17 protein-coding genes are annotated in these 19,988 nt (G+C 72.2%); 10 read left to right on the top strand and 7 right to left on the bottom strand.

Annotated elements, in window-relative coordinates; genetic code table 11:
• Nucleotides 1-29 precede the first annotated feature (29 nt).
• The 3 genes from J2X63_RS01570 to J2X63_RS01560 form a co-directional block, all read right to left on the bottom strand.
• Nucleotides 30-1,355 (bottom strand): O-antigen ligase family protein, encoded by a 1,326-nt coding sequence (locus tag J2X63_RS01570; protein WP_309973194.1) that lies wholly within the window; start codon nucleotides 1,353-1,355, stop codon nucleotides 30-32.
• Nucleotides 1,352-2,716: an O-antigen ligase family protein gene (locus J2X63_RS01565; RefSeq protein ID WP_309973192.1), complete on the bottom strand. Its 1,365-nt coding sequence runs from the start codon at nucleotides 2,714-2,716 to the stop codon at nucleotides 1,352-1,354. The genes J2X63_RS01570 and J2X63_RS01565 overlap by 4 nt, the downstream gene beginning before the upstream one ends.
• 94 nt (nucleotides 2,717-2,810) lie before the next feature.
• Nucleotides 2,811-3,989, bottom strand: a complete 1,179-nt coding sequence (locus J2X63_RS01560; protein WP_309973190.1) for an acyl-CoA dehydrogenase family protein — start codon at nucleotides 3,987-3,989, stop codon at nucleotides 2,811-2,813.
• Nucleotides 3,990-4,102: 113 nt separating this feature from the next.
• Between J2X63_RS01560 and manA the strand changes: the two genes are divergently transcribed.
• Nucleotides 4,103-5,404 (top strand): mannose-6-phosphate isomerase, class I, encoded by a 1,302-nt coding sequence (manA, locus tag J2X63_RS01555; protein ID WP_309973187.1) that lies wholly within the window; start codon nucleotides 4,103-4,105, stop codon nucleotides 5,402-5,404.
• Nucleotides 5,405-5,484: 80 nt separating this feature from the next.
• Here the strand turns inward: manA and J2X63_RS01550 are convergent, their stop codons facing one another.
• Complete coding sequence (locus J2X63_RS01550; RefSeq protein WP_309973184.1) at nucleotides 5,485-6,465, bottom strand: helix-turn-helix domain-containing protein; 981 nt, start codon at nucleotides 6,463-6,465, stop codon at nucleotides 5,485-5,487.
• Nucleotides 6,466-6,550: 85 nt separating this feature from the next.
• Here J2X63_RS01550 and J2X63_RS01545 point away from each other — a divergent pair, with 85 nt between their 5' ends.
• From J2X63_RS01545 to J2X63_RS01525, 5 genes are all read left to right on the top strand, one after another.
• Nucleotides 6,551-6,700, top strand: a complete 150-nt coding sequence (locus J2X63_RS01545; RefSeq protein ID WP_309973182.1) for a hypothetical protein — start codon at nucleotides 6,551-6,553, stop codon at nucleotides 6,698-6,700.
• Nucleotides 6,701-6,824: 124 nt separating this feature from the next.
• A complete protein-coding gene (gene galE, locus J2X63_RS01540) occupies nucleotides 6,825-7,793 on the top strand; it encodes a UDP-glucose 4-epimerase GalE (RefSeq protein WP_309973180.1) in 969 nt (322 codons plus the stop codon).
• A 224-nt stretch (nucleotides 7,794-8,017) separates the two neighbouring features.
• Nucleotides 8,018-8,338: a WhiB family transcriptional regulator gene (locus J2X63_RS01535; protein ID WP_159606096.1), complete on the top strand. Its 321-nt coding sequence runs from the start codon at nucleotides 8,018-8,020 to the stop codon at nucleotides 8,336-8,338.
• A 152-nt stretch (nucleotides 8,339-8,490) separates the two neighbouring features.
• Nucleotides 8,491-11,619, top strand: a complete 3,129-nt coding sequence (locus J2X63_RS01530; protein ID WP_309973177.1) for a glycosyltransferase — start codon at nucleotides 8,491-8,493, stop codon at nucleotides 11,617-11,619.
• Nucleotides 11,609-13,060: a DUF5719 family protein gene (locus J2X63_RS01525; RefSeq protein WP_309973174.1), complete on the top strand. Its 1,452-nt coding sequence runs from the start codon at nucleotides 11,609-11,611 to the stop codon at nucleotides 13,058-13,060. Before J2X63_RS01530 ends, J2X63_RS01525 begins: the two co-directional genes overlap by 11 nt.
• 21 nt (nucleotides 13,061-13,081) lie before the next feature.
• Here the strand turns inward: J2X63_RS01525 and J2X63_RS01520 are convergent, their stop codons facing one another.
• Nucleotides 13,082-13,522, bottom strand: coding sequence for a hypothetical protein (locus tag J2X63_RS01520; RefSeq protein WP_159605182.1), 441 nt, complete (start codon nucleotides 13,520-13,522; stop codon nucleotides 13,082-13,084).
• A 44-nt stretch (nucleotides 13,523-13,566) separates the two neighbouring features.
• Here J2X63_RS01520 and J2X63_RS01515 point away from each other — a divergent pair, with 44 nt between their 5' ends.
• From J2X63_RS01515 to ahcY, 3 genes are read left to right on the top strand one after another with little or no spacing between them, the layout of a single operon-like run.
• Nucleotides 13,567-13,782, top strand: a complete 216-nt coding sequence (locus J2X63_RS01515; RefSeq protein WP_309973170.1) for a DUF3499 family protein — start codon at nucleotides 13,567-13,569, stop codon at nucleotides 13,780-13,782.
• Nucleotides 13,779-15,212 (top strand): phosphomannomutase/phosphoglucomutase, encoded by a 1,434-nt coding sequence (locus tag J2X63_RS01510; protein ID WP_309973168.1) that lies wholly within the window; start codon nucleotides 13,779-13,781, stop codon nucleotides 15,210-15,212. Before J2X63_RS01515 ends, J2X63_RS01510 begins: the two co-directional genes overlap by 4 nt.
• A gap of 35 nt (nucleotides 15,213-15,247) precedes the next feature.
• Nucleotides 15,248-16,729: an adenosylhomocysteinase gene (gene ahcY, locus J2X63_RS01505; RefSeq protein WP_309973166.1), complete on the top strand. Its 1,482-nt coding sequence runs from the start codon at nucleotides 15,248-15,250 to the stop codon at nucleotides 16,727-16,729.
• A 58-nt stretch (nucleotides 16,730-16,787) separates the two neighbouring features.
• On the opposite strand, the gene J2X63_RS01500 is transcribed toward ahcY, so the two are convergent.
• A complete protein-coding gene (locus tag J2X63_RS01500; protein ID WP_309973164.1) occupies nucleotides 16,788-17,630 on the bottom strand; it encodes an RDD family protein in 843 nt (280 codons plus the stop codon).
• Between the two features lie 17 nt (nucleotides 17,631-17,647).
• Here J2X63_RS01500 and J2X63_RS01495 point away from each other — a divergent pair, with 17 nt between their 5' ends.
• Complete coding sequence (locus J2X63_RS01495; protein ID WP_309973162.1) at nucleotides 17,648-18,643, top strand: stage II sporulation protein M; 996 nt, start codon at nucleotides 17,648-17,650, stop codon at nucleotides 18,641-18,643.
• Nucleotides 18,644-18,649: 6 nt separating this feature from the next.
• Here the strand turns inward: J2X63_RS01495 and J2X63_RS01490 are convergent, their stop codons facing one another.
• On the bottom strand, nucleotides 18,650-19,987 hold the full coding sequence (locus J2X63_RS01490) for a DUF58 domain-containing protein (RefSeq protein WP_309973160.1): 1,338 nt from the start codon (nucleotides 19,985-19,987) through the stop codon (nucleotides 18,650-18,652).
• Nucleotide 19,988: the final 1 nt, after the last annotated feature.

Below are 19,988 nucleotides of genomic sequence, written 5' to 3'. Positions count from 1 at the left end.
TCGAAACAGCGCGCCGGCGGTCACGCGAATCAGCCGAGCCGCTCCACCGTCGGCGCCGGCGGCCGCCCCGCCGCGAGCGCGTCGCGCCAGCTCATGTCGCGAGCGGCCTTCACCGCGCAGACCACGAGGAGCAGCCAGCCGCCCTCGCCGAGGGCGAAGCTCTCGGCGAAGCTCGTCACCGCGATGACGACGAGCATGAGCGCCGGCCACACGTACACGACGCTCCGTCGGGTCGAGGCCAGCAGCCACGCGCGCACGAGGGCCACCCCGACCAGTCCGACGAAGAGCAGCAGGCCGATCACGCCGACCTGGAAGTACACGTCGACGTAGGCGCTGAGCGCCGATCCGTGCGGACGGCCGGTGGCGAGCTCGATCCACGAGTACGGTGCGGTCTCTCTCCAGGAGCCCACCCATCCCCATCCCTGCAGCGGGTTGAGGCTGAGGTACCGGGAGAGCTCGCGCCAGACGTCGAGCCGCACGTCGAATTCGGCCCGCGCGTCGAGCAGCTCGATGATGCGGATCCTGAGGATCCACGCCGTGACGAGCGCCGCGATCCCGGCGACGAGCAGGGCGATCTGCCAGCGCCAGCGCGTCGCGGGCGCAGCACGCCGCAGCCCGTAGAGCGCCGCGGTCGCCACGCCGGCCGCACCGAGCGCGATCCACGTGGTCGGAGACCCGGCGAACACGATGCAGAAGGCGGCGAGCACGATCGACGCGACGGCCTTGCCTCGCGTGATGATCTTCGTGCGCCATTCGACCACGAAGGTGAGCAGCGCGATGAGTGCGACGAAGCCGAGCAGGTTCCGCGATCCGAACAGGCCCTGGATCGGCCCGAGTCGCGCGAGGTCGCCCTGGATCCCGAGGATGCGGATGGGCACGTCGAGCAGGATGCCCGAGAGCACCTCCAACCCGATCGACACGGCGAGGAGCATCCGCATGACGTCGCCGAACGCCCGCACGATCTGGATGGTGTCGCGCATGAGCGCCACGTACACCCCGAGGAAGGCGAAGGCGATGAGATAGGCCACGCGGAGCGCCGTCGCCGCCGGGGCATTGGCGCCGGGCCCGCTCCAGAGCACGGATGCCGCACACCACCCGACGAACACGAGGATCGTGATCGGGAGGATGCCGTACCACTCGACGGCGCGCCAGCGGGCGACGAGCGACAGGGCGCAGAGCGCGAGCAGGCCGCCGAGCGCGGCGAGGAGACCAGGCCAGCCGATGAGACTGCGTACGGCGTGCGTGGTGAAGGCGAAGCCGACGACGATGAGGGTGAGGGCCTGGGCGAACCTGGCGGAACCGGCGAACTCCCGCAGGGCGCGCGCGAGATGCGCACCGCCGGCGGCATCCGTCATCGAGCGACCTCGGGCGGCGGCATCCGGGAGGCGCGGACCGGCGGGGGAGCGGCGGGGATGGGCTCGGGGTCCCACTGGCGCTGCTTCGTCGACCAGGCGATCGCGATGAGGAGCAGCCAGCCGCCCTCGATGAGGAGCCGGCTCTCCGCGAGGCTCTGGCCGATGAGCGCGACGAGCAGGAGGAGGGGCACGAAGGACGCCGCGGTGTGCGGGAGCAGCCGCCCCGTCTCGTCGCGCGGTCGATCCACCGCCAGGAACCACGAACGCCACAGCGCACCGATCACGATCGAGGCGAAGGCGATCACGCCGACGAAACCGAGCTGCAGCCACACGTCGAGCCACGCATTGTGCGCCTGCAGATACTCGACGCCGTTCCGCACCGCCAGCCCGTCGAACGGCTCGACCCACGGCACCCAGTATCCGACCCAGCCCCAGCCGAACCATGGTCGCTGGGCGGCCAGGCCGATCACCGCGTTCCAGATGTCGAAGCGGCCGGTCAGGTCCTCGCTCTTGCCGAACAGCTCGAGCAGCGCGTTCCAGAAGATGACGAGCAGGCCGACGGATGCCACGAGCGCGCCGGCCGCGGCCCAGTACACCCCCCTGCGACGATCGGGTCCCACCCGCCGAGCCCACACGGCGAAGCCGAGCGCCGCGAGCACGAGGACGGCCACGAGGATGACCGTCGCCGAGCGGGTGAGGAGCAGGACGCCGCCCGACACGACCAACCATCCGATGCCCTGCGCTCGCCGGACGCTGCCTGCGGCCAGCAGGACGCCGAACACGATGAGCCCGAGCAGCGCGACCATGCCGAGGATGTTGCGACTCGCGACGATGCCCTCGATGGGACCGCCGTCGAACAGCAGTCCTCGGGACCAGTAGAAGGCCATGGGCAGCTTGCCCGCGTCGGGGTCGAAGTCGGGGAAGTTCGGCAGCACGGGTTCGCGCACGAAGATCGCGACCCAGAGCTCGAAGACGATCGAGAGCCCGAGCACCCACTTGATCGCGCCCGCGAGGGCCCGCACGAAGCGGTCCCAGGTGAGGCAGAGCACCAGGGCGACGGCCACCAGCGTGGTCACGAGGGTGATGGCGACGCCGAGCGCGCTGGCGCCCGGGTAGTACGACCACGCGATCGACAGCACCGTGATGAGGAGGAACGCGATGGTCGACTTCGGCACGCGCCGCCAGCGCCAGCTCGGGCGCTCGCCGACGAGGAGGGCGATCGCGCCGCCGATGACCACGAGCGCGACCGCGGCGAATCCCCACCAGCCGAGCAGGTTGCGCCAGAACTGGCCGGCGAGCACCGTGAAGAGGGCGAGCGTCGCGTACGCGCCGATGAGGGTGCGACGTCGGCCGGTGGTCATGGGTCCAAGGCTATCGCGCGTGGCATTGCGAGCAGATGACGGATGCCGCGAGCCGAACGCGGGCTCGCGGCATCCGTCGTCGCGGCTTCGTGGTTCAGACGAACGCGGCCGTGCCCGTGATCGCGCGGCCGACGATGAGGGTGTTCATCTCACGCGTGCCTTCATAGGAGTAGAGCGCCTCGGCGTCGGCGAAGAAGCGGGCGACGTCGTACTCGAGCACGATGCCGTTGCCGCCCACGGCCTCGCGGGCCCAGGCGACCGTCTCGCGCATGCGCGCCGTCGTATACGCCTTGGCGAGCGCCGAGTGCTCGTCGCGCTGCTCGCCGCGGTCGAGCATCTCCGAGACGCGTACGACCATCCCGAGCGACGCCGTGATGTTGCCGAGGCACTTCACGAGGAGGTCCTGGATGAGCTGGTGGGAGCCGATGGTCCTGCCGAACTGCACCCGCTCGCCTGCGTACTTCACGGCGGCCTCGTAGGCGCCGACCGCCGTGCCGACGGCGGCCCACGCCACTTCGGCGCGGGTGAGCCGGAGCACCTTCGCGGTGTCGCGGAAGGAGTTGGCGTTCTGCAGGCGGAGCGACTCGGGGACCACGACGTGGTCGAGCGTGATGTCCGCGTTCTGCACGGCGCGGAGGCTGACCTTGCCCTCGATCTTCGTCGCGGTGTAGCCGGGGGTGTCGGTGGGCACGATGAAGCCCTTGACCTGCCCGTCCTCGACGTCCTTCGCCCAGATCACGGTGATGTCGGAGAAGGTGGCGTTGCCGATCCAGCGCTTCGATCCGTTCAGGACCCAGGAGTCGCCGTCGCGCGTCGCGGTCGTGCGGAGGCCCTGCGCCGAGTCGGAGCCCGAGAGCGGCTCGGTGAGCCCGAAGGCGCCGACGATCTCGCCGCTCGCGAGCTTCGGGATCCACTCCGCGCGCTGCTCGGGGGAGCCGCACACGCTGATCGAGCCGGTGGCGAGCCCGTTCTGCACGCCCACGAAGGTCGCGACCGACGGGTCGACGCGGGCGAGCTCCATCGCGACGAAGCCGCGGAAGACCGCGGAGTTCTCGAAGGGCCGGGTCTCCTCCCAGCTGAACGAGTACGCGCCGAGCTCGGCGAGCGGCTTCACGACCTGCATGGGGAACTCGGCGCGATCCCAGTAGCCGGCGACGATCGGTCGCACGTCGGAATCGAGCCAGGCTCGAAGACGGGCGAGCGCCTCCTTCTCCTGGTCGCTGAGAAGGGACTCGTACGAGTAGAAGTCGCTTGCGAGCGGCTCGAACGTCATGACTGCTCCAATGCACAAGGCGTCGTGGGTGGCCCGTCGAGCCTAGGACCGGGCCGGCGGCGCCCGAAGCCGTTGGTAGTTTGGAGCCAAACTCCGCGAAGGGACCACCGAGCATGTTTGTGACGATCGCCAACACTCCGCGCGACTACGCCTGGGGGTCGACGAGCGCGATCGCCGAGTTCCGGGGCGTGGCCCCGTCGGGCGCGCCCGAGGCGGAGCTCTGGCTCGGCGCGCACGCGGGCTCGCCGGCGGTCGTCGTGGACGAGGCGTCCGTGGGCCACGCCGACCTCGCCGAGTGGATCGCCGCCGAACCTGAGCAGGCCCTCGGTGCCCGGCTCGCCCGGCACGGCGCGCGGCTGCCCTTCCTCCTGAAGCTGCTCGCCGCGGCGGAGCCGCTGTCGCTGCAGGCCCACCCGACGCCAGAGCAGGCCCGCGAGGGCTTCGCGCGCGAGGAGGCCGACGGGGTTCCGGTATCGGCCTACGACCGCAACTACCGCGACGAGTTCCACAAGCCCGAGCTCATCGTCGCGGTGAGCGAGACGTTCGACGCGCTCTCCGGGTTCCGTCCGCTCGAGGAGGTGGCCGGCATCCTGCAGACGCTGCGGGCGGCGGATGCCGCGGACGCCGCGCCCGATCCGGGCGCACTCGACCTGCTCGCGGCCCACCTTGGCTCGGCCGATCCGCTCCGCGACACCGTCGAGTGGCTGCTCCGCGACGGACGCGGCGGCGACACGGGGGAGGCCGCGTGGGTCACCGAGCGGGTGACGGCGCTCGCGGCATCCGACACCGCCCGCCGGTCGCCGTACGCACTCTCGTTCGAGACCGTCGGCACCCTCGCCGAGGTGTACCCGGGCGATCCCGGCATCGTCATCTCGCTGCTGCTCAACCGCGTGCGACTCCGTCGGGGCGAGTCGTTGTACCTCGCGGCGGGCAACATCCACGCGTACCTGGCGGGCCTCGGCATCGAGCTCATGGCCGCGAGCGACAACGTGCTGCGCGGCGGCCTCACGCCGAAGCACATCGACGTGACCGAGCTGCTCGAGGTGCTCGACTTCACCCCGATCGCCCCGCCGCGCCTCGAGCCCGAGCCGGTCGCGCCGGGAGTCGTCGCGTTCCGTCCCGACGTGCCCGACTTCGTGCTCTACCGGGCTGAACCGGCGTCGATCGCGGGCACTGCGGCGCTCGACGCAGGTGCCGGCGACCACGCAGCGGATGCCGCGCGCGTGCCGCTCGACGGTCCGGCGATCGTGCTGGCCGAAGGCGGTTCGCTTCGTCTCCGGGGACGGCTGGGGGAGTCACGGCTCGCCCGCGGCGAGGCGGCGTACGTCACGCCCGACGAGGGCGGAGTCGAGATCACCGGCGACGGGATCGCCTGGGTGGCGACGACCGGCGCGTCCGAGGCATCCGCCGACTGATCGATGGCGGCCGGCCGACGCCGGCTGCTCGACGACGACCGGGCGACGCCGCCCGGGCGACGGCGTGCGGTGCGCCCTCGTCAGCTGGCGGCGGCCACCTCGCGGTCGCTCGCCTCCCGCACCCCGAAGAGCCGCCGGTACTGCGTCGGCGTGGTCTGCAGCACCTTCAGGAAGTGGTGCCGCATCACCGCGGCTGCGCCGAAGCCGGTCTCGCGGGCGATCTCCTCGAGGGTGAGCGAGGTCTCCTCGAGCAGTTGCTGGGCCCGGAGGAGGCGCTGGCGGTTCAGCCACGCGTTCGGCGTCGTGCCGGTCTCCGCGCGGAAGCGGCGGGCGAAGGTGCGGGGCGACATCAGTGCCTTGCGCGCGAGCAGGTCGACGGTGAGCTCGTGGTCGAGGTGCTCGAGCATCCACTCGGTGACCTTCGCGAACGAGTCGCTGTGGCACTCGGGTACCGGGGTCTGGATGAACTGCGACTGGCCGCCGTCGCGCTGCGGGGGGACGACCATGCGGCGGGCGACCACGTTCGCGGCGCTCGCCCCGAGCTCGGTGCGCACGATGTGCAGAGCGGCGTCGATGCCCGCGGCGGTGCCGGCACCCGTGACCACCTTGCCGTCCTGCACGAAGAGCACGTCGGGGTCGACCTCGGTCTGCGGGAAGAGCTCGGCCATCTTGTCGGTGTACATCCAGTGCGTGGTGGCCCGGCGGCCGTCGAGCACGCCGGCGTAGCCGAGCGTGAACGCACCCGAGCAGACCGAGAGCACCCAGGCTCCGCGGTCGACGGCGTCGCGGATGACGTCGAGCACGCGCTCGTCGGCCGGCGAGCCGACCAGGGACGCGGGCACGGCGACCAGGTCGGCCTCGTACGCGAAGTCGAGCCCCTCCTTCACGACGACGTCGAAGCCGAGCTTGGTCGTGATGGGGCCGGGGTCGGCGGCCACGACGTGGAAGTCGAAGATCGGGCCGCCGTGCTCGCGGCGATCGATGCCGAAGACCTCGCAGATCACCCCGAACTCGAACGGCGCCATCTGGGGGAGCGCGATGCAGGCGATGGTCTTGAGCACGTGGTCCTCCGGTTGGCAGGAAAAAGTCGTTGTGTGGCCACTCTGCCACTATCGGCAGGATGTCGCAAGGAGTACATTTCCTGCCATGACCACTCTCGTGTTCCTCATCATCGCGGGCCTCGCCGTCTGGGGCGTGCTCGCCACCGTGCTCCGCCTCGAGGGCGACGGCTACGGGCGTCCCGAGATCCGCAACCGCACCCGCCACGCCGAGAACCTGCCCACCCGCACCGTCTGATCGCCGGGCGCGCGCTGCGCCGGCCACTCCCGGCCCGCGCAGCGCGACCCGCCTCGGCTCGACGCCGCCCGCCCCGTTACGATCGTGGGAGCGCGCGGACCTCCCGCACGCGGGAGGCGGGAACATGAGCTGGCTGGTCACCGGAGGCGCCGGATACATCGGCGCGCACGTCGTTCGGGCGTTCGCCGAGCAGGGCATCGACACGGTCGTGGTGGACGACCTCTCGTCGGGGCGGCACGGGTTCCTCCCGCAGGGCGCGGCGTTCGTGCACGGCACGATCCTCGACGGACCGCAGCTCGAGGCCACGATGAAGCGCTACGACGTCCAGGGCGTGGTGCACCTCGCCGGATTCAAGTACGCGGGCGTCTCCGTGAAGCGACCCCTGCACACGTACCAGCAGAATGTCACCGGCACCGCGACCCTCCTCGCGGCGATGGAGGCCAGCACGGTCGAGAAGATCGTCTTCTCCTCGAGCGCCGCCGTCTACGGCACGCCCGACGTCGACCTCGTCACCGAGGACACCCCGAAGCGTCCCGAGTCGCCCTACGGCGAGTCCAAGCTCATCGGCGAATGGCTCCTGGCCGACCAGGCCCGCGCGACCGGGCTCGCGCACACGAGCCTGCGCTACTTCAACGTGGTCGGCTCCGGCACGTCCGAGGTCTTCGACGCGAGCCCCCACAATCTCTTCCCCCTCGTGTTCGACGCGCTGCTCGACGGGCGGACGCCCCGCATCAACGGCGACGACTACCCGACGCCCGACGGCACCTGCGTGCGCGACTACATCCACGTGGCCGACCTCGCCGCCGCCCACGTCGTCGCCGCCCAGCGGCTCGACGCCGGCGAGCCGATCGAGCAGGTGTACAACCTCGGCTCGGGCGACGGCGTGTCCGTCGGCGAGATCATGCGGGCCGTCGCCGAGGTCACCGGCATCGACTTCACCCCCGAGATCGCCGCGCGGCGCGAAGGCGACCCCGCCCGGATCGTGGCCTCGGGCGACCTCGCGGCCCGCGACCTCGACTGGCGGATGCGGCATTCGCTCACCCAGATGGTCGAGAGCGCGTGGGAGGCCCGCCGCGCGGCATCCGACGCCTGATCCCCGCGAGTGACCCGCTGCGGTGGGCGGCCACGCGCGCTCGACCCCGAAGTGCGGCCGCCAAGATAACGTCTCCGGAACGGCCTCGGCGTGTCGCGCGCGGGTTGAAGCCTCGACGGCCGGTTGAGGGTTTACGATCCGCGACTTGACTCGCGCGAATTACACCGGTGTAATTGGTCAAGACACACCCTCTGGGTGGTCGGTACAACTGGGTGGGAGACGATATGGGCAATCCTGAATATCGTTCTGGAGTACCTGACGATTGGTTCGTCGATCCGGTGAGGCTGGGCGTGCCGGGGGTTCGGCAGGGCACTGGCGACGACAATCCGCTGGCATGGCAGAGCGACGCACTGTGTGCGCAAACCGATCCGGAGGCGTTCTTCCCCGAGAAGGGCGGCTCCACACGCGATGCGAAGAAGATCTGCACCGGCTGTGAAGTGCGCGGGGAGTGCCTCGAGTACGCCCTGTCGAACGACGAGCGGTTCGGCATCTGGGGCGGGCTCTCCGAGCGCGAGCGCCGCAAGCTCCGCAAGCGCGCGGTCTGAGCCCGGGTCCGATGCGACGCCGACGTCGCATCGGACCGGGGCGACCACGCGACCGGTCGGCCTGATCCGCGCGGCTCGGTATGGGGCGGCGATTCGTGGCACGCCCGCCTCGGTTGCGGGTGCCGCGGCAGGCGCCGCCTAGGCTGTCCCCGATGTTCCCCAGAGTCACCGCCGTCCTCGTCGTTCGTCACGGCGGCGACCGCCTCGCGCAGACCCTCGACGCGATCCGCGCCCAGGCGCGCACACCCGACTCCCTCGTCGTCGTCCTGTCCCAAGCGGATGCGGATGCGGATGCGCGAGCGCAGGCCGCGGCGGCGGGCGCGTCGCATGTGGTCGAGCTCCAGGAGCCGCTCGCGTTCGGCGAGGCGATCCGGGCGGGCGAGCGGGTGCTCGAGACCCCCGCCTCCGATGCCGATGCGCTCTGGCTGCTTCCCGACGACGCCGCGCCCGAGCCCGAAGCGCTGGCGGCACTCGTCGCGACGCTCGAGACGGGCAAGTCCGTCGCACTCGCCGGCCCGAAGCTGATGGGCTGGGACGAACCCGATCGCATCACGTCGCTCGGACGGACGATCACCCAGCTGGGCCGGAGCGTGCCCATCGTCGCCGACGAGCTGGACCAGGGCCAGCACGATGGGCTGAGCGACGTGCTCGGGCTCGATCCCGCCGGCCTCCTCGTGCGGCACACGGTCTGGCAGGCACTCAGCGGATTCGACCCGGCGCTGCCATCGGCCGACGATGCGCTCGATCTCGGCGTGCGCGCGCGGCTGTCCGGTCACCGGGTCGCCGCCGTCCCGGCCGCGAGGGTGCGCTTCGGCGGCTCCGGCGTCGCCGGTCTGCCGCTCGACGGGCGAGCGCGAACCCGGCGACGGAACACCCGCGTCGCCCGAGCCGCCCAGCTGCATCGACGACTCGTGTACGCGCCCGCGCCGGCAGTGCCCCTGCACTGGCTGACCTTCCTGCCACTGGCGCTCCTCCGTTCCGTGCGGCTGCTCCTCGTCAAGCAGCCGGGCGCGATCCCCGGCGAGTTCGGCGCCGCGATCGCCACCATGTTCTCCGGTATGCGCGTGTCCCGCGCGCGGCGGGTGCTCAAGTCCGCGCGAACGGCCAAGTGGTCGGCGATCGCACCGCTCCGCATGCAGGCCGACGAGCTCCGCCGACGCCGTCAGGCGGCCACCGAGGAGCGCCGCAATCGCGCCAGGGGTCGCTCCCAGGAGCTCCAGTTCATCGGCACGGGCGGTGGATGGGTGCTGCTCGCGACGGCCGCGGCATCTGTCGGCCTCTTCTCATGGCTCATCGGCTCGGGCGGCGTGGGCGGCGGCGGACTGCTGCCCCTGTCGGGCGTGCCCGGCCTGTGGCAGAACGCCGCCTACGGGTGGCGCGACGTCAACACCGGCTTCGTGGGGGCGGCGGATCCGTTCAACGGTGCGCTCGCCGTGCTCGGAACCCTGACGTTCTGGTCGCCGTCGTTCGCGATGGTGCTGCTGTGGCTCGTCGCGCTTCCCGCAGCGGCGATCGGCGCTTGGTTCGCCGCCTCACGACTCACCGAGCGAGGCTCGCTGCGCGCGGTCGCGGCGCTCGCCTGGGCCGCCGCACCGCCGTTCCTGTCGGCGCTGGCGGACGGACGACCGGGGCCGGTGCTGGCCCACGTCCTGCTCGGCTGGCTCGCGTTCGCCGTCTTCGGCGCCGCTACCTCATGGGCCGCGGCGGCGACGGCCTCGTTGCTCTTCGCGGCCGTCATCGCGGCCGCCCCCAGCCTCGCGCCTGCGCTCGTCGTCGGATGGATCGTCGTCCTCGCCGTCAGCGGCCGTGCCGCCGTGCGCCTGGTCGGGCTTCCCATCCCGGCGCTGGCGCTCGCCCTGCCCCTCATCGTCGAGCAGGTGCGCCTCGGCACGGCGCTCGGTCTGGTCGCCGATCCCGGCCCGCCCGTCGATGGATCGATCCCGACCGCCGGGCAGCTCGCGCTCGGGTGGCCCGCCGGGGGATGGGGCGGGTGGGACGAGCTCGTCGAGTCGTTCACGTCGCTCGAACCGTGGATGGTCGCGGGCGCGCTCGCGCCGCTCGTGATCGCCGCGCTCTGCTCGGTCTTCGCCCCCGGTTGGCGTCGCGGGGTGCTCGCGCTCGGCACGGTGCTGCTCGGCTACGCGACGGCCGTCGCGGCGTCGCATCTGTCGGTGGCGGCCGTCGGTGCCGAGTCGGTTCCGGTGTGGGCCGGAGCCGGCATGAGCCTCGCATGGCTCGGCCTCGTGCTCGCGGCGATCGCGGCGCTCGACGCGCTCCGGCGAGGTGGCGGCGCCGTCGGTTGGGTGGTGGCCGCTTTCAGCCTCGCAGCGGTGCTGCCGCTCTCATACGCGATCGCCGTCGACGTCGTGCCGCTCGCGCCCGCGACCGAGCGAGCCCTGCCGGCGTACGTCGTGGCCCAGGCCGAGAACGATCCCAGGGTGACGACGCTGCTCATGCAGCCGCAGGCGGACGGCGGCATGCGCTCCACGCTGGAGCGCGGCATCGGCCCCACCCTCGATGACCAGTCGACCCTCGCGCAGACCAGGACGGACCCGACCGCCGACCAGGAGCAGCTCGCCGAGGTCGCGGGGAACCTCGCCTCCCGCAGCGGATCCGATCCCGAAGCGGCGATGCGCGAGTTCGGCGCCTCCTTCGTATTGCTGGCCCCGGCTCCAGGCGACGGCCGCGAGGCGATCCAGACGGAGACGCGGGCCCGCGTCGCACTCGACGCGAACGCCGCGCTCGTTCCCGTCGGCGAGACGGAGTACGGCACGCTGTGGCGATTCGCCGGAGCCGAGGCGGATGCCGCGGCGGCGCGCATCCCGGCTGACGCGGGGGGCTGGCCGGCCGGCGTCATCACCGCGGTGCAGCTCATCGTCATCGGCGGCACCCTCCTGCTCTCCATCCCGACGGGTGCCGGTCGCGAGGCGGATCGGCGGCCGGTGCGTCGTCGTCCGTCCCGGCGCCGACCCCCGAAGACCGGCGCTGCGGTGACCGCCGTGCCAACGGATGACACGCCCGCCGACGAGGCAATCGCAGGCGAGGCGCCCGCCGACGAGGCGCCCGCCGACGAGGCGGCCGCCGATGGAGCAGCCCCCGATGAGGCAGCCCCCGACGAGTCAGCCGCAGGTCAGCAGGTCGAACGCGAGGCGGACGACGGGGGCGGAGTCGACGACGTCGAAGGAGGGGCGCCCGACCAGGTGTCTCCCGATCTCGCCGATGCATCCGACGCGCCGACGGATGCCGACCGCACTCCCCGAGGAGCCGACCATGCGTCTTGACCGCAAGCAGGCCCTGAACCTCGGCGGACGCGCGCTCGCCTTCCTCGGAGCGGCCGCACTCGCCGTCGGCGCCGTCGGCGCTGCAGCGCTCCTTCCGTGGCCCGACCACCGCATCGCCCCGCCGGCCGTGCTCGTCCAACCGGCGGAGAGCCGCCAGCAGCGCGTCTGTCCCGGGCCGCTCCTCGCACTCGGCGAGGATGCCGCGGCCGCGACCACCGCCTCGTCGATCGGCTCGGCCGACCTCGTGACCGCTGCGGAACCGCCCGACGCGGTGCTCGAGGAGACGCCCCTCGCGGCACCCGAGAATCCCTTCGCGGCCGACGACGGGACGCCCATCGCGATCGCGGCCGAGCCGGGCACCGTGGATGCCGGCATGCTGGCCGGTGCCCAGTCGCAGGCGGTCGCAACCGAGACCGCGGGCGGTTTCGCGGCCACCGCGTGCGGCGAGGCCGTCTCCGACGCCTGGCTGGTCGCCGGCGCCACGACGCTCGGCCGGAGCGGCCTCGTGCTGCTGTCGAATCCGACCGCCGTCGCCGCCACGGTCGACGTGCGCGTGTTCGGGGAGACGGGCCCGGTCGATGCGCCCTCCGCGCTCGGCCTGATCGTGCCGGCGGGCAGCCAGCGCGTGCTCTCGCTCGCCGGACTCGCGCCCAACGTGGCCTCGCCCGTGGTGCACGTCACGAGCGCCGGGGGAGCGATCGCCGCGAGCCTCGAGCACTCCGTCGTGGTCGGACTGGCTCCGGCGGGCATAGAGCTCACCGGCCCGACGGCGGCGCCCGCGACCAGCCAGGTGATCCCCGGATTCGTGGTGCCGCAGACCGGCGGCGTCGAGGCATCGGAGGACCATGCGGACGGCGACGATCATCCGGCGGTGCGGCTGTACGCGCCGGGCGGCGAGGCGGCCGAGGTCTCGATCGCACTCGTCGCGGAGTCGGGTTCGGGCGGCACCACGATCGAGGCCACGATGGAGGCCGGGCGCGTGCTCGACGTGCCGCTCGGCGTGCTCGACCAGGGCGTGTACACCGTACGCGTGGAGTCCGACGCCCCGGTCGTCGCGGCGGCCAGGGCGACCGTCGGCGGCACCCGGGGCCAGACGGATGCCGCTGCGCCCTCCGACCTCGCCTGGACCGTCGCGACGGCGCCGCTCCTCGACTCCGCTGTGGTCGCGGTGCCCGACGGCCCGTCGCCCACGCTCTGGCTCGTGAATCCCGACGGCGAGTCGGTGGACGTGAGCGTCACCCTCGACGGCGCTGAGCGCACCGTGTCCGTGCCCGGTGGGGCCGGGGCATCCGTGCCGCTCGACGGGGCGACCGCTGCGGTGCTCGACGGCAGCTCTGGCCTGCATGCCACGGTCGCCTTCTCGGGCGACGACGAGCTGGCCTCGTTCGGCGTGCAGCCGCCCGGACCGCTGGACTCACCACTGGAGGTCTACCCGCAATGACCAGGCCGGCCGGCGCCGCGCTCAGAGGTGGCGGTACCGGCCAGGGGCGAGCTCCCATGGGTCCTTGTCGAGCAGTTCGGCGACCGCGCGGAAGACGCAGCTCTCGATGAGGAGCTTCTCCTCGCGGTCCTCGCCCTCCTGCAGGCGCAGGAACCGCACGATCGGCAACCGGTAGAACGTGATGCGCCGTTCGTCGTGCGCGACCTTCCACCGGTCGACGTGATCGCCGTGGATCGCCTCGGCCGGGCCCTGCGCCACCTCGAAGACGACGCCCTCGAGCTCGGGCCAGAGGCCCCGCAGGTAGGCGGCCGTCGTCGCGATCGTGAAGTCGAACTCGTCGAGCCGCGTGCGGATGGGCTCGAGGTGCGGGCCGGTGACGGCCGAGCGCATGCCGCGGCCGTGTCGATCCCGGGCGAGCCGCCTGGGGGAGCGAGGCGTGGCGACACGACGGGAACGGGGCATACCTCCATCGTAATGTCCGCGCGGCTCGCTACTCTGGTGGAGCCATGAGACGTTGTTCGCGCACCGCATGCGCCGCCGAAGCGGTCGCGACGCTGACGTTCGACTACGCCGACTCGATGGCGGTGCTCGGCCCGCTGGCCTTCGCGCCCGAGCCGCACGGCTACGACCTGTGCCGCCGGCACGCCGAGCGCACGTCGGCCCCCGTGGGCTGGCAGGTCGTGCGGCACGTGTCACTCGGTGAGGTAGGTTTCAAGGCATGAACCCGGCAGCACCATCCGACGCTCGAGCGCGCCTCGACGCCATCGTCAAGGCCTACGACGTCCGCGGCATCGTGGGCGAGGGGCTCACCGAGCAGAGCGTCGAGGCGCTCGGTGCCGGCTTCGTCGACGAGGTCGGGGCGGCCGGTGACCGTCTCGTCGTCGGCCACGACATGCGCGACTCCTCGCCGGGGTTCGCTGCCGCGTTCGCCCGCGGCGCGACCCGCCGAGGTGCCGACGTCGTGGCGCTCGGCCTGTGCTCCACCGACGAGACCTACTTCGCCTCCGGCTCCATGAACGCGCCCGCCGCCATGTTCACCGCCAGCCACAACCCCGCCGCGTACAACGGCATCAAGTTCTCGCGTGCCGGCGCGCAGGGCATCTCGCTCGACACGGGCCTCGCCGCGATCCGCGACCGGGCCGGCGACTACCTCGACGAGGGCATCACTGATGCCGCGGAGCCCGGCTCGATCGAGCAGGTCGACGTGCTCGCCGACTACGCCGCCTACCTCCGGTCGCTCGTCGACCTCACGGGCATCCGCCCCATGAAGGTCGTCGTCGACGCAGGCAACGGCATGGGCGGACTCACGGTGCCCGCCGTCCTCGGCAAGGCGGCAGGGCTCCCGGCGCTCCCGCTCGAGATCGTCCCGCTCTACTTCGAGCTCGACGGCACGTTCCCCAACCACGAGGCCAACCCGCTCGAGCCCGCGAACCTCGTCGACCTGCAGCGGGCCGTGGTCGAGCACGGCGCCGACCTCGGACTCGCGTTCGACGGCGACGCCGATCGCTGCTTCGTCGTGGACGAGCAGGGCGGAGCCGTCGGGCCGTCGGCCGTCGCTGCGATCGTGGCCCTGCGGGAGATCGCCCGCGTGCGCGCGGCTGGCGAAGACGACATCACGGTGCTGCACAACCTCATCACGTCTCGGTTCGTGCCCGAGGCCATCGAGGAGGCTGGAGCGACGGCCGTCCGCACCCGCGTCGGCCACTCGCTCATCAAGGACCGCATGAAGGAGACCGGCGCCGTGTTCGGCGGCGAGCACTCCGCGCACTACTACTTCCGCGACTTCTGGGGCGCCGACAACGGCATGCTCGCGGCGATGCACGTGCTCGCCGAGTTCGGATCGCAGGACGCGCCACTCTCGCAGCTGGGTGCGCGCTACATGCCGTACGCACTCTCGGGAGAGATCAACTCCACCGTCGACGACGTTCCCGCCGCCTACACCCGCATCGTCGAGGCGTTCACGGGCCGGGCCGAGTTCGACGAGCTCGACGGTCTCACGGTCGACGGCATCACGCCCGAGAGCGAGCCGTTCTGGTGGTTCAACGTGCGCCCGTCGAACACCGAGCCGCTCCTGCGTCTCAACGTCGAGGGCGGCGACGTGGCGACCATGACGGCCATCCGCGACGAGGTGCTCGCGCTCATCCGCGGCTGACGCGACGGTCGGCTGAGCCTGCGACAATGGTGGGCATGACGACGTCGCCTGTCACCACTGCCCTCCCGTTCAAGGTCGCCGACCTCGCACTGTCCGAAGCCGGCCGACACCAGCTGCGGCTGGCCGAGAACGAGATGCCGGGGCTCATGGCCCTCCGCGACGAGTTCGGAGCCTCCAAGCCACTCGCCGGCGCGCGCATCGCGGGCAGCCTGCACATGACGGTGCAGACGGCGGTGCTCATCGAGACCCTCGTCGCGCTCGGCGCCCAGGTGCGCTGGGCGAGCTGCAACATCTTCTCCACCCAGGACGAGGCCGCGGCCGCCGTCGTGGTCGGCCCGGACGGCACCGTCGACGACCCCAAGGGCGTCCCGGTGTTCGCGTGGAAGGGCGAGACGCTCGAGGAGTACTGGTGGTGCACCGACCGCATCTTCGACTGGAGCGCGGAGGCCGTGCAGGCGGGCGCCGACTGGATCGGTCCGAACATGATCCTCGACGACGGTGGCGACGCCACCCTCCTCGTGCATCAGGGCCGTGAGTTCGAGTCGGCGGGCGAGGTGCCGGAGGCGACGGATGCCACGAGCCACGAGTTCCGCGTCGTGCTCGACACGTTGCGCCGCAGCCTCGAACTGAGCGCCGACCGCTGGACCCGCATCGCCGACGAGCTGCAGGGCGTCACCGAGGAGACGACGACGGGTGTGCACCGCCTCTACGAGCTGCACGCCAACGGAGAGCTGCTCTTCCCCGCCATCAACGTCAACGACTCGGTCACGAAGTCGAAGTTCGACAACAAGTACGGCATCCGTCATTCGCTGCCCGACGGCCTGAACCGCGCCACCGACGTGCTCATGGGCGGCAAGGTCGCGTTCGTCGCCGGCTACGGCGACGTGGGCAAGGGGGCTGCCGAGGCGCTGCGCGGTCAGGGCGCCCGCGTCATCGTGAGCGAGATCGACCCGATCAACGCGCTGCAGGCCGCCATGGACGGCTACCAGGTGTCGCGGCTCGAGTCGGTCATCGGCGAGATCGACATCCTCGTGACGGGCACCGGCAACAAGGACGTCGTCCGCCTCGACCACCTCCTCGGCTTGAAGCACCTCGCCGTGGTCGCGAACGTCGGCCACTTCGACAACGAGATCGACATGGCGGGGCTCGAGTCCCTCGAGGGTGCGGAGCGCATCGAGATCAAGCCGCAGGTGCACGAGTGGCGCCTGCCCACCGGGCGCAGCGTGCTCGTGCTGAGCGAGGGGCGGCTCATGAACCTCGGCAACGCCACGGGGCATCCCTCGTTCGTGATGTCGAACTCGTTCACGAACCAGGTGCTCGCGCAGATCGAGCTCTGGACCCGGCCCGACGCGTACCCCGTGGGCGTCTACGTGCTCCCGAAGCACCTCGATGAGAAGGTCGCGCGCCTGCACCTCGACGCGCTCGGCGTCGAGCTCACCGAGCTCACCCCCGAGCAGGCCGCCTACATCGGCGTGCCGGTCGAGGGACCCTACAAGGTCGATCACTACCGCTACTGATCACCGAGCGGATGCCGCGAGAGCGCGCGGCATCCGCTCGCCCGGCGCCCGGGGCGCATCATCGCTCGGGGAACCCGACCCGGGTCGCCGTGAGGGTGGGCGCGAGAGCCGCGAGCCGCGCGTCGGCGAGCTTCAGTGCCGCCAGCTCGCGTTCCCGCCGCAGCGCGACGACCGCAGCCAGGAATCGCTCGGGAGCGGCATCGGGGAGCGGTGACACGAAGGCCGACACCTGCTGCGCGAGCATCGTCGCGACGCGCGCGCGGCTCTCGGGCATGAGGTGGTCGACGTTGGCGAAGAAGGACGCCACCCGTCGCGCAAGCGGATCGGGCAGCCGGGCCACATCGGCGGTCGCCGACCAGCCCACCAACTCGGGCGGCACGCCGAACGCTGCAGACGGCAGCTTGGGCACCCGCTCGACCTGGGAGTGCGTGCCCGCGAGGATGTCGCCCAGCCGCTTCGACGAGGGGTCGAGGAAGCCGACGAGCACCGCGAGCCCGCCGAACGTCAGGTAGATCTCGATCACCCCGGTGAGGGCGCGGATGAACGCATGGCGCAGTCCGATCGCGCCGCCGTCGTCGCGCACCACCCGGAGGCCGAGCGCCAGCTTGCCGAGGGATCGTCCGCGGGTGGCGGTCTCGACGGCGGTGGGGAGCACGACGATGCACACCACGATCGTGGCGATGAGGATCGCGCGGAACGCAGCCTGGTCGAGGGAGAGGCCGGCGAGGGCGAGCAGCACGAGGAGGATGAGGATCACCGAGAGCAGCACGTCGATCGCCGCCCCGCCCGCTCGGATGAGCGCGCTCGCCGGCCTGACGTCGAGGGCGACCGCCTCGCCGGTGACCAGCGCCTCATCGTCGAACCGGGCCGCCCGGCTGCGGGAGTCCGTCGCGGGGGCCATGGGTAGTATTCAAGCAGATGGACCTCGACGCGCTCGCCTCCGCCCGCCACGACGACTGGGAGCGCCTCGACGTGCTCTCGCGATCGTCTCGGCTCGACGGTCGAGGTGCCGACGAGCTCATCGAGCGGTACCAGCACGCGGCATCCGATCTCTCGCTCGTGCAGACGACGGCCGGCTCGACGGCCCTCGGAGATCGCCTCTCGGTGAGCCTGGCCCGGGCTCGACTCCGGTTCACCGGCACGCCCGAGAACCCGCTTCGCCAGTTCACCCGGTTCGCGACCCTCAGCCTTCCGGCCGCCCTCTACCGGCTGCGCTGGATCACGCTCGCCGTCGCGGTGGTCACCGTCGTGGTCGCGGCGCTCTACGCCTGGTGGGTCGGCGGCGACCCACGGGTGCTCGCGACGATCGGCACCGAGGCCGAGCTGCGCCAGCTCGCCGAGGAGGGATTCGTCTCCTACTACTCGGAGAATCCCGCCGCATCCTTCGCGGGCTCCGTCTGGACGAACAACGCCTGGATCGCGGCGCAGTGCGTCGCCTTCGGCATCCTCGGGGTGTGGGTGCCGTGGGTCATCCTGCAGAACGCGCAGAACCTCGGCATCACGGCCGCCGTGATGTTCGCCTACGACGAGGCCGACACCTTCTTCCTGTATATCGCGCCGCACGGGCTGCTCGAGCTCACGTGCGTCTTCGTCGCCGCCGCGGCCGGTCTCCGCATCTTCTGGGCCTGGGTGGCGCCCGGACCGCGGCCGCGCGGGGTGGCGCTCGCCGAGGACGCCCGCTCGCTGTTCACCGTCGCCATCGGCCTCGTGTTCTTCCTCTTCGTGTCCGGGCTCATCGAGGGTTTCGTGACGCCGGCACCGTGGCCGTGGCCGGTGAAGATCGGCATCGGCGTGCTCGCGCTCGCGGGGTTCCTCGCCTACATGCTCGTGCTCGGCGGTCGCGCCCGGCGGGCGGGGGAGACCGGCGACCTCGTCGAGTTCGACGCGGGCGCGAACCGCATCGTGGCGGGCTGAGCGGGGTCACAGCCGGCCGGCGGCCTTCAGCTCGAGGTAGGCGTCGGCGAGGGCCGGCGGCAGTTCCTGCGGGGGAGCGGAGACCGTGATCGCGCCCAGTCGTCGCATCGCGGCCCCGACACGATCGGCATCGAGCCGCGAGCGCTCGGCGGCCGCGGCGCCGTACACCTCGTCCAGCGATCCCCGCTCGCGTGCCGCCGCCACGACCGAGGGGTCGGCCACGGATGCCACCACGACCGTGTGCCGTGCCGTGAGCTGGGGCAGCACGGTGAGCAGCCCGCGTGAGCTGCCCGGGGCATCCGCTGACGTGAGCAGCACGACGAGTGCCCGCCGGCTCGTGACCTGCCGCACGTGACCTGGGACGGATGCCCAATCGGCCTCGATCAGCTCCGCCTCGATGTCGGCCATGGCGTCGACCATGCGGGCGAGGAGCGCCGGGCCGATCGCGCCGTGCACCCGACCGCGCACTCGCCGGTCCCAGGCGAGGAAGTCGACGCGGTCGCCGGCGTGCGTCGCCAGTGCCGCCAGCAGCAACGACGCCTCCCATGCCGTGTCGAGGCGCGGCTCGTCGGCGATCCTGGCGGCCGCCGTGCGCGAGGTGTCGGCCACGATCACGATCCGCCGGTCGCGTTCGGGGCGCCACGTGCGGACCATGAGCCGCATGCCGCCGGGCACCTCGGGATCGGCATGCCGTGCGGTGGCACGCCAGTCGATCGAGCGCACGTCGTCGCCGCGCACGTACTCGCGGATCGAGTCGAACTCGGTGCCCTGGCCGCGGATGAGGAGCGGCGTGCGGCCGTCGAGCTCGCGCAGGCGCGTCAGCCGCGAGGGCAGGTGGGCACGCGAGTGGAAGGGCGGCAGCACCCGGATCCGGCCGGGCGAGGCGAGGGTGGCCTGCCGGGCCCACAACCCCAATGGGCCGGCAGCGCGGACGGTGACCTGCTCGGTGCGTCGGTCGCCGCGACGCCAGGGCGTGAGCTGCAGCGACATCCGCCGTCGCTCACCGGGCGGGATGCGCAGCCGCGTTCGGTTGGGTCCTGCGACCCCGGCGGAGGGTTCCCAGCCGTCGCGGACGACGGCACGGAGCAGCCGCGGCCCGACGTGCTGCACCGCGAGCTCCGCCGTGACGGTCTCGCCGAGCCGGACCCGGTCGGGAAGCACCCGGGTCAGGACGACGCGGCGCGGCGAGGCCGCGAGCGACAGATCGACGAGGCCCGCGCCGAGCGAGACGGCGAGCCAGGCGATGAGCGCCAGCCACGCGGCATCCGCCCCCTGGAGGCCGGCTGCCACGACGGGCACGACGCCGAGCGCGAGGAGGATCGCGAACCGTCCGGAGACCGCCATG

It is taken from the genome of Agromyces sp. 3263 (genome assembly GCF_031456545.1).
In the GTDB taxonomy this organism is placed as follows: Bacteria; Actinomycetota; Actinomycetes; order Actinomycetales; family Microbacteriaceae; genus Agromyces.
The sequence above is the reverse complement of the archived record's forward strand: the minus strand, read 5'-3'. Positions and strand labels throughout refer to the sequence as shown.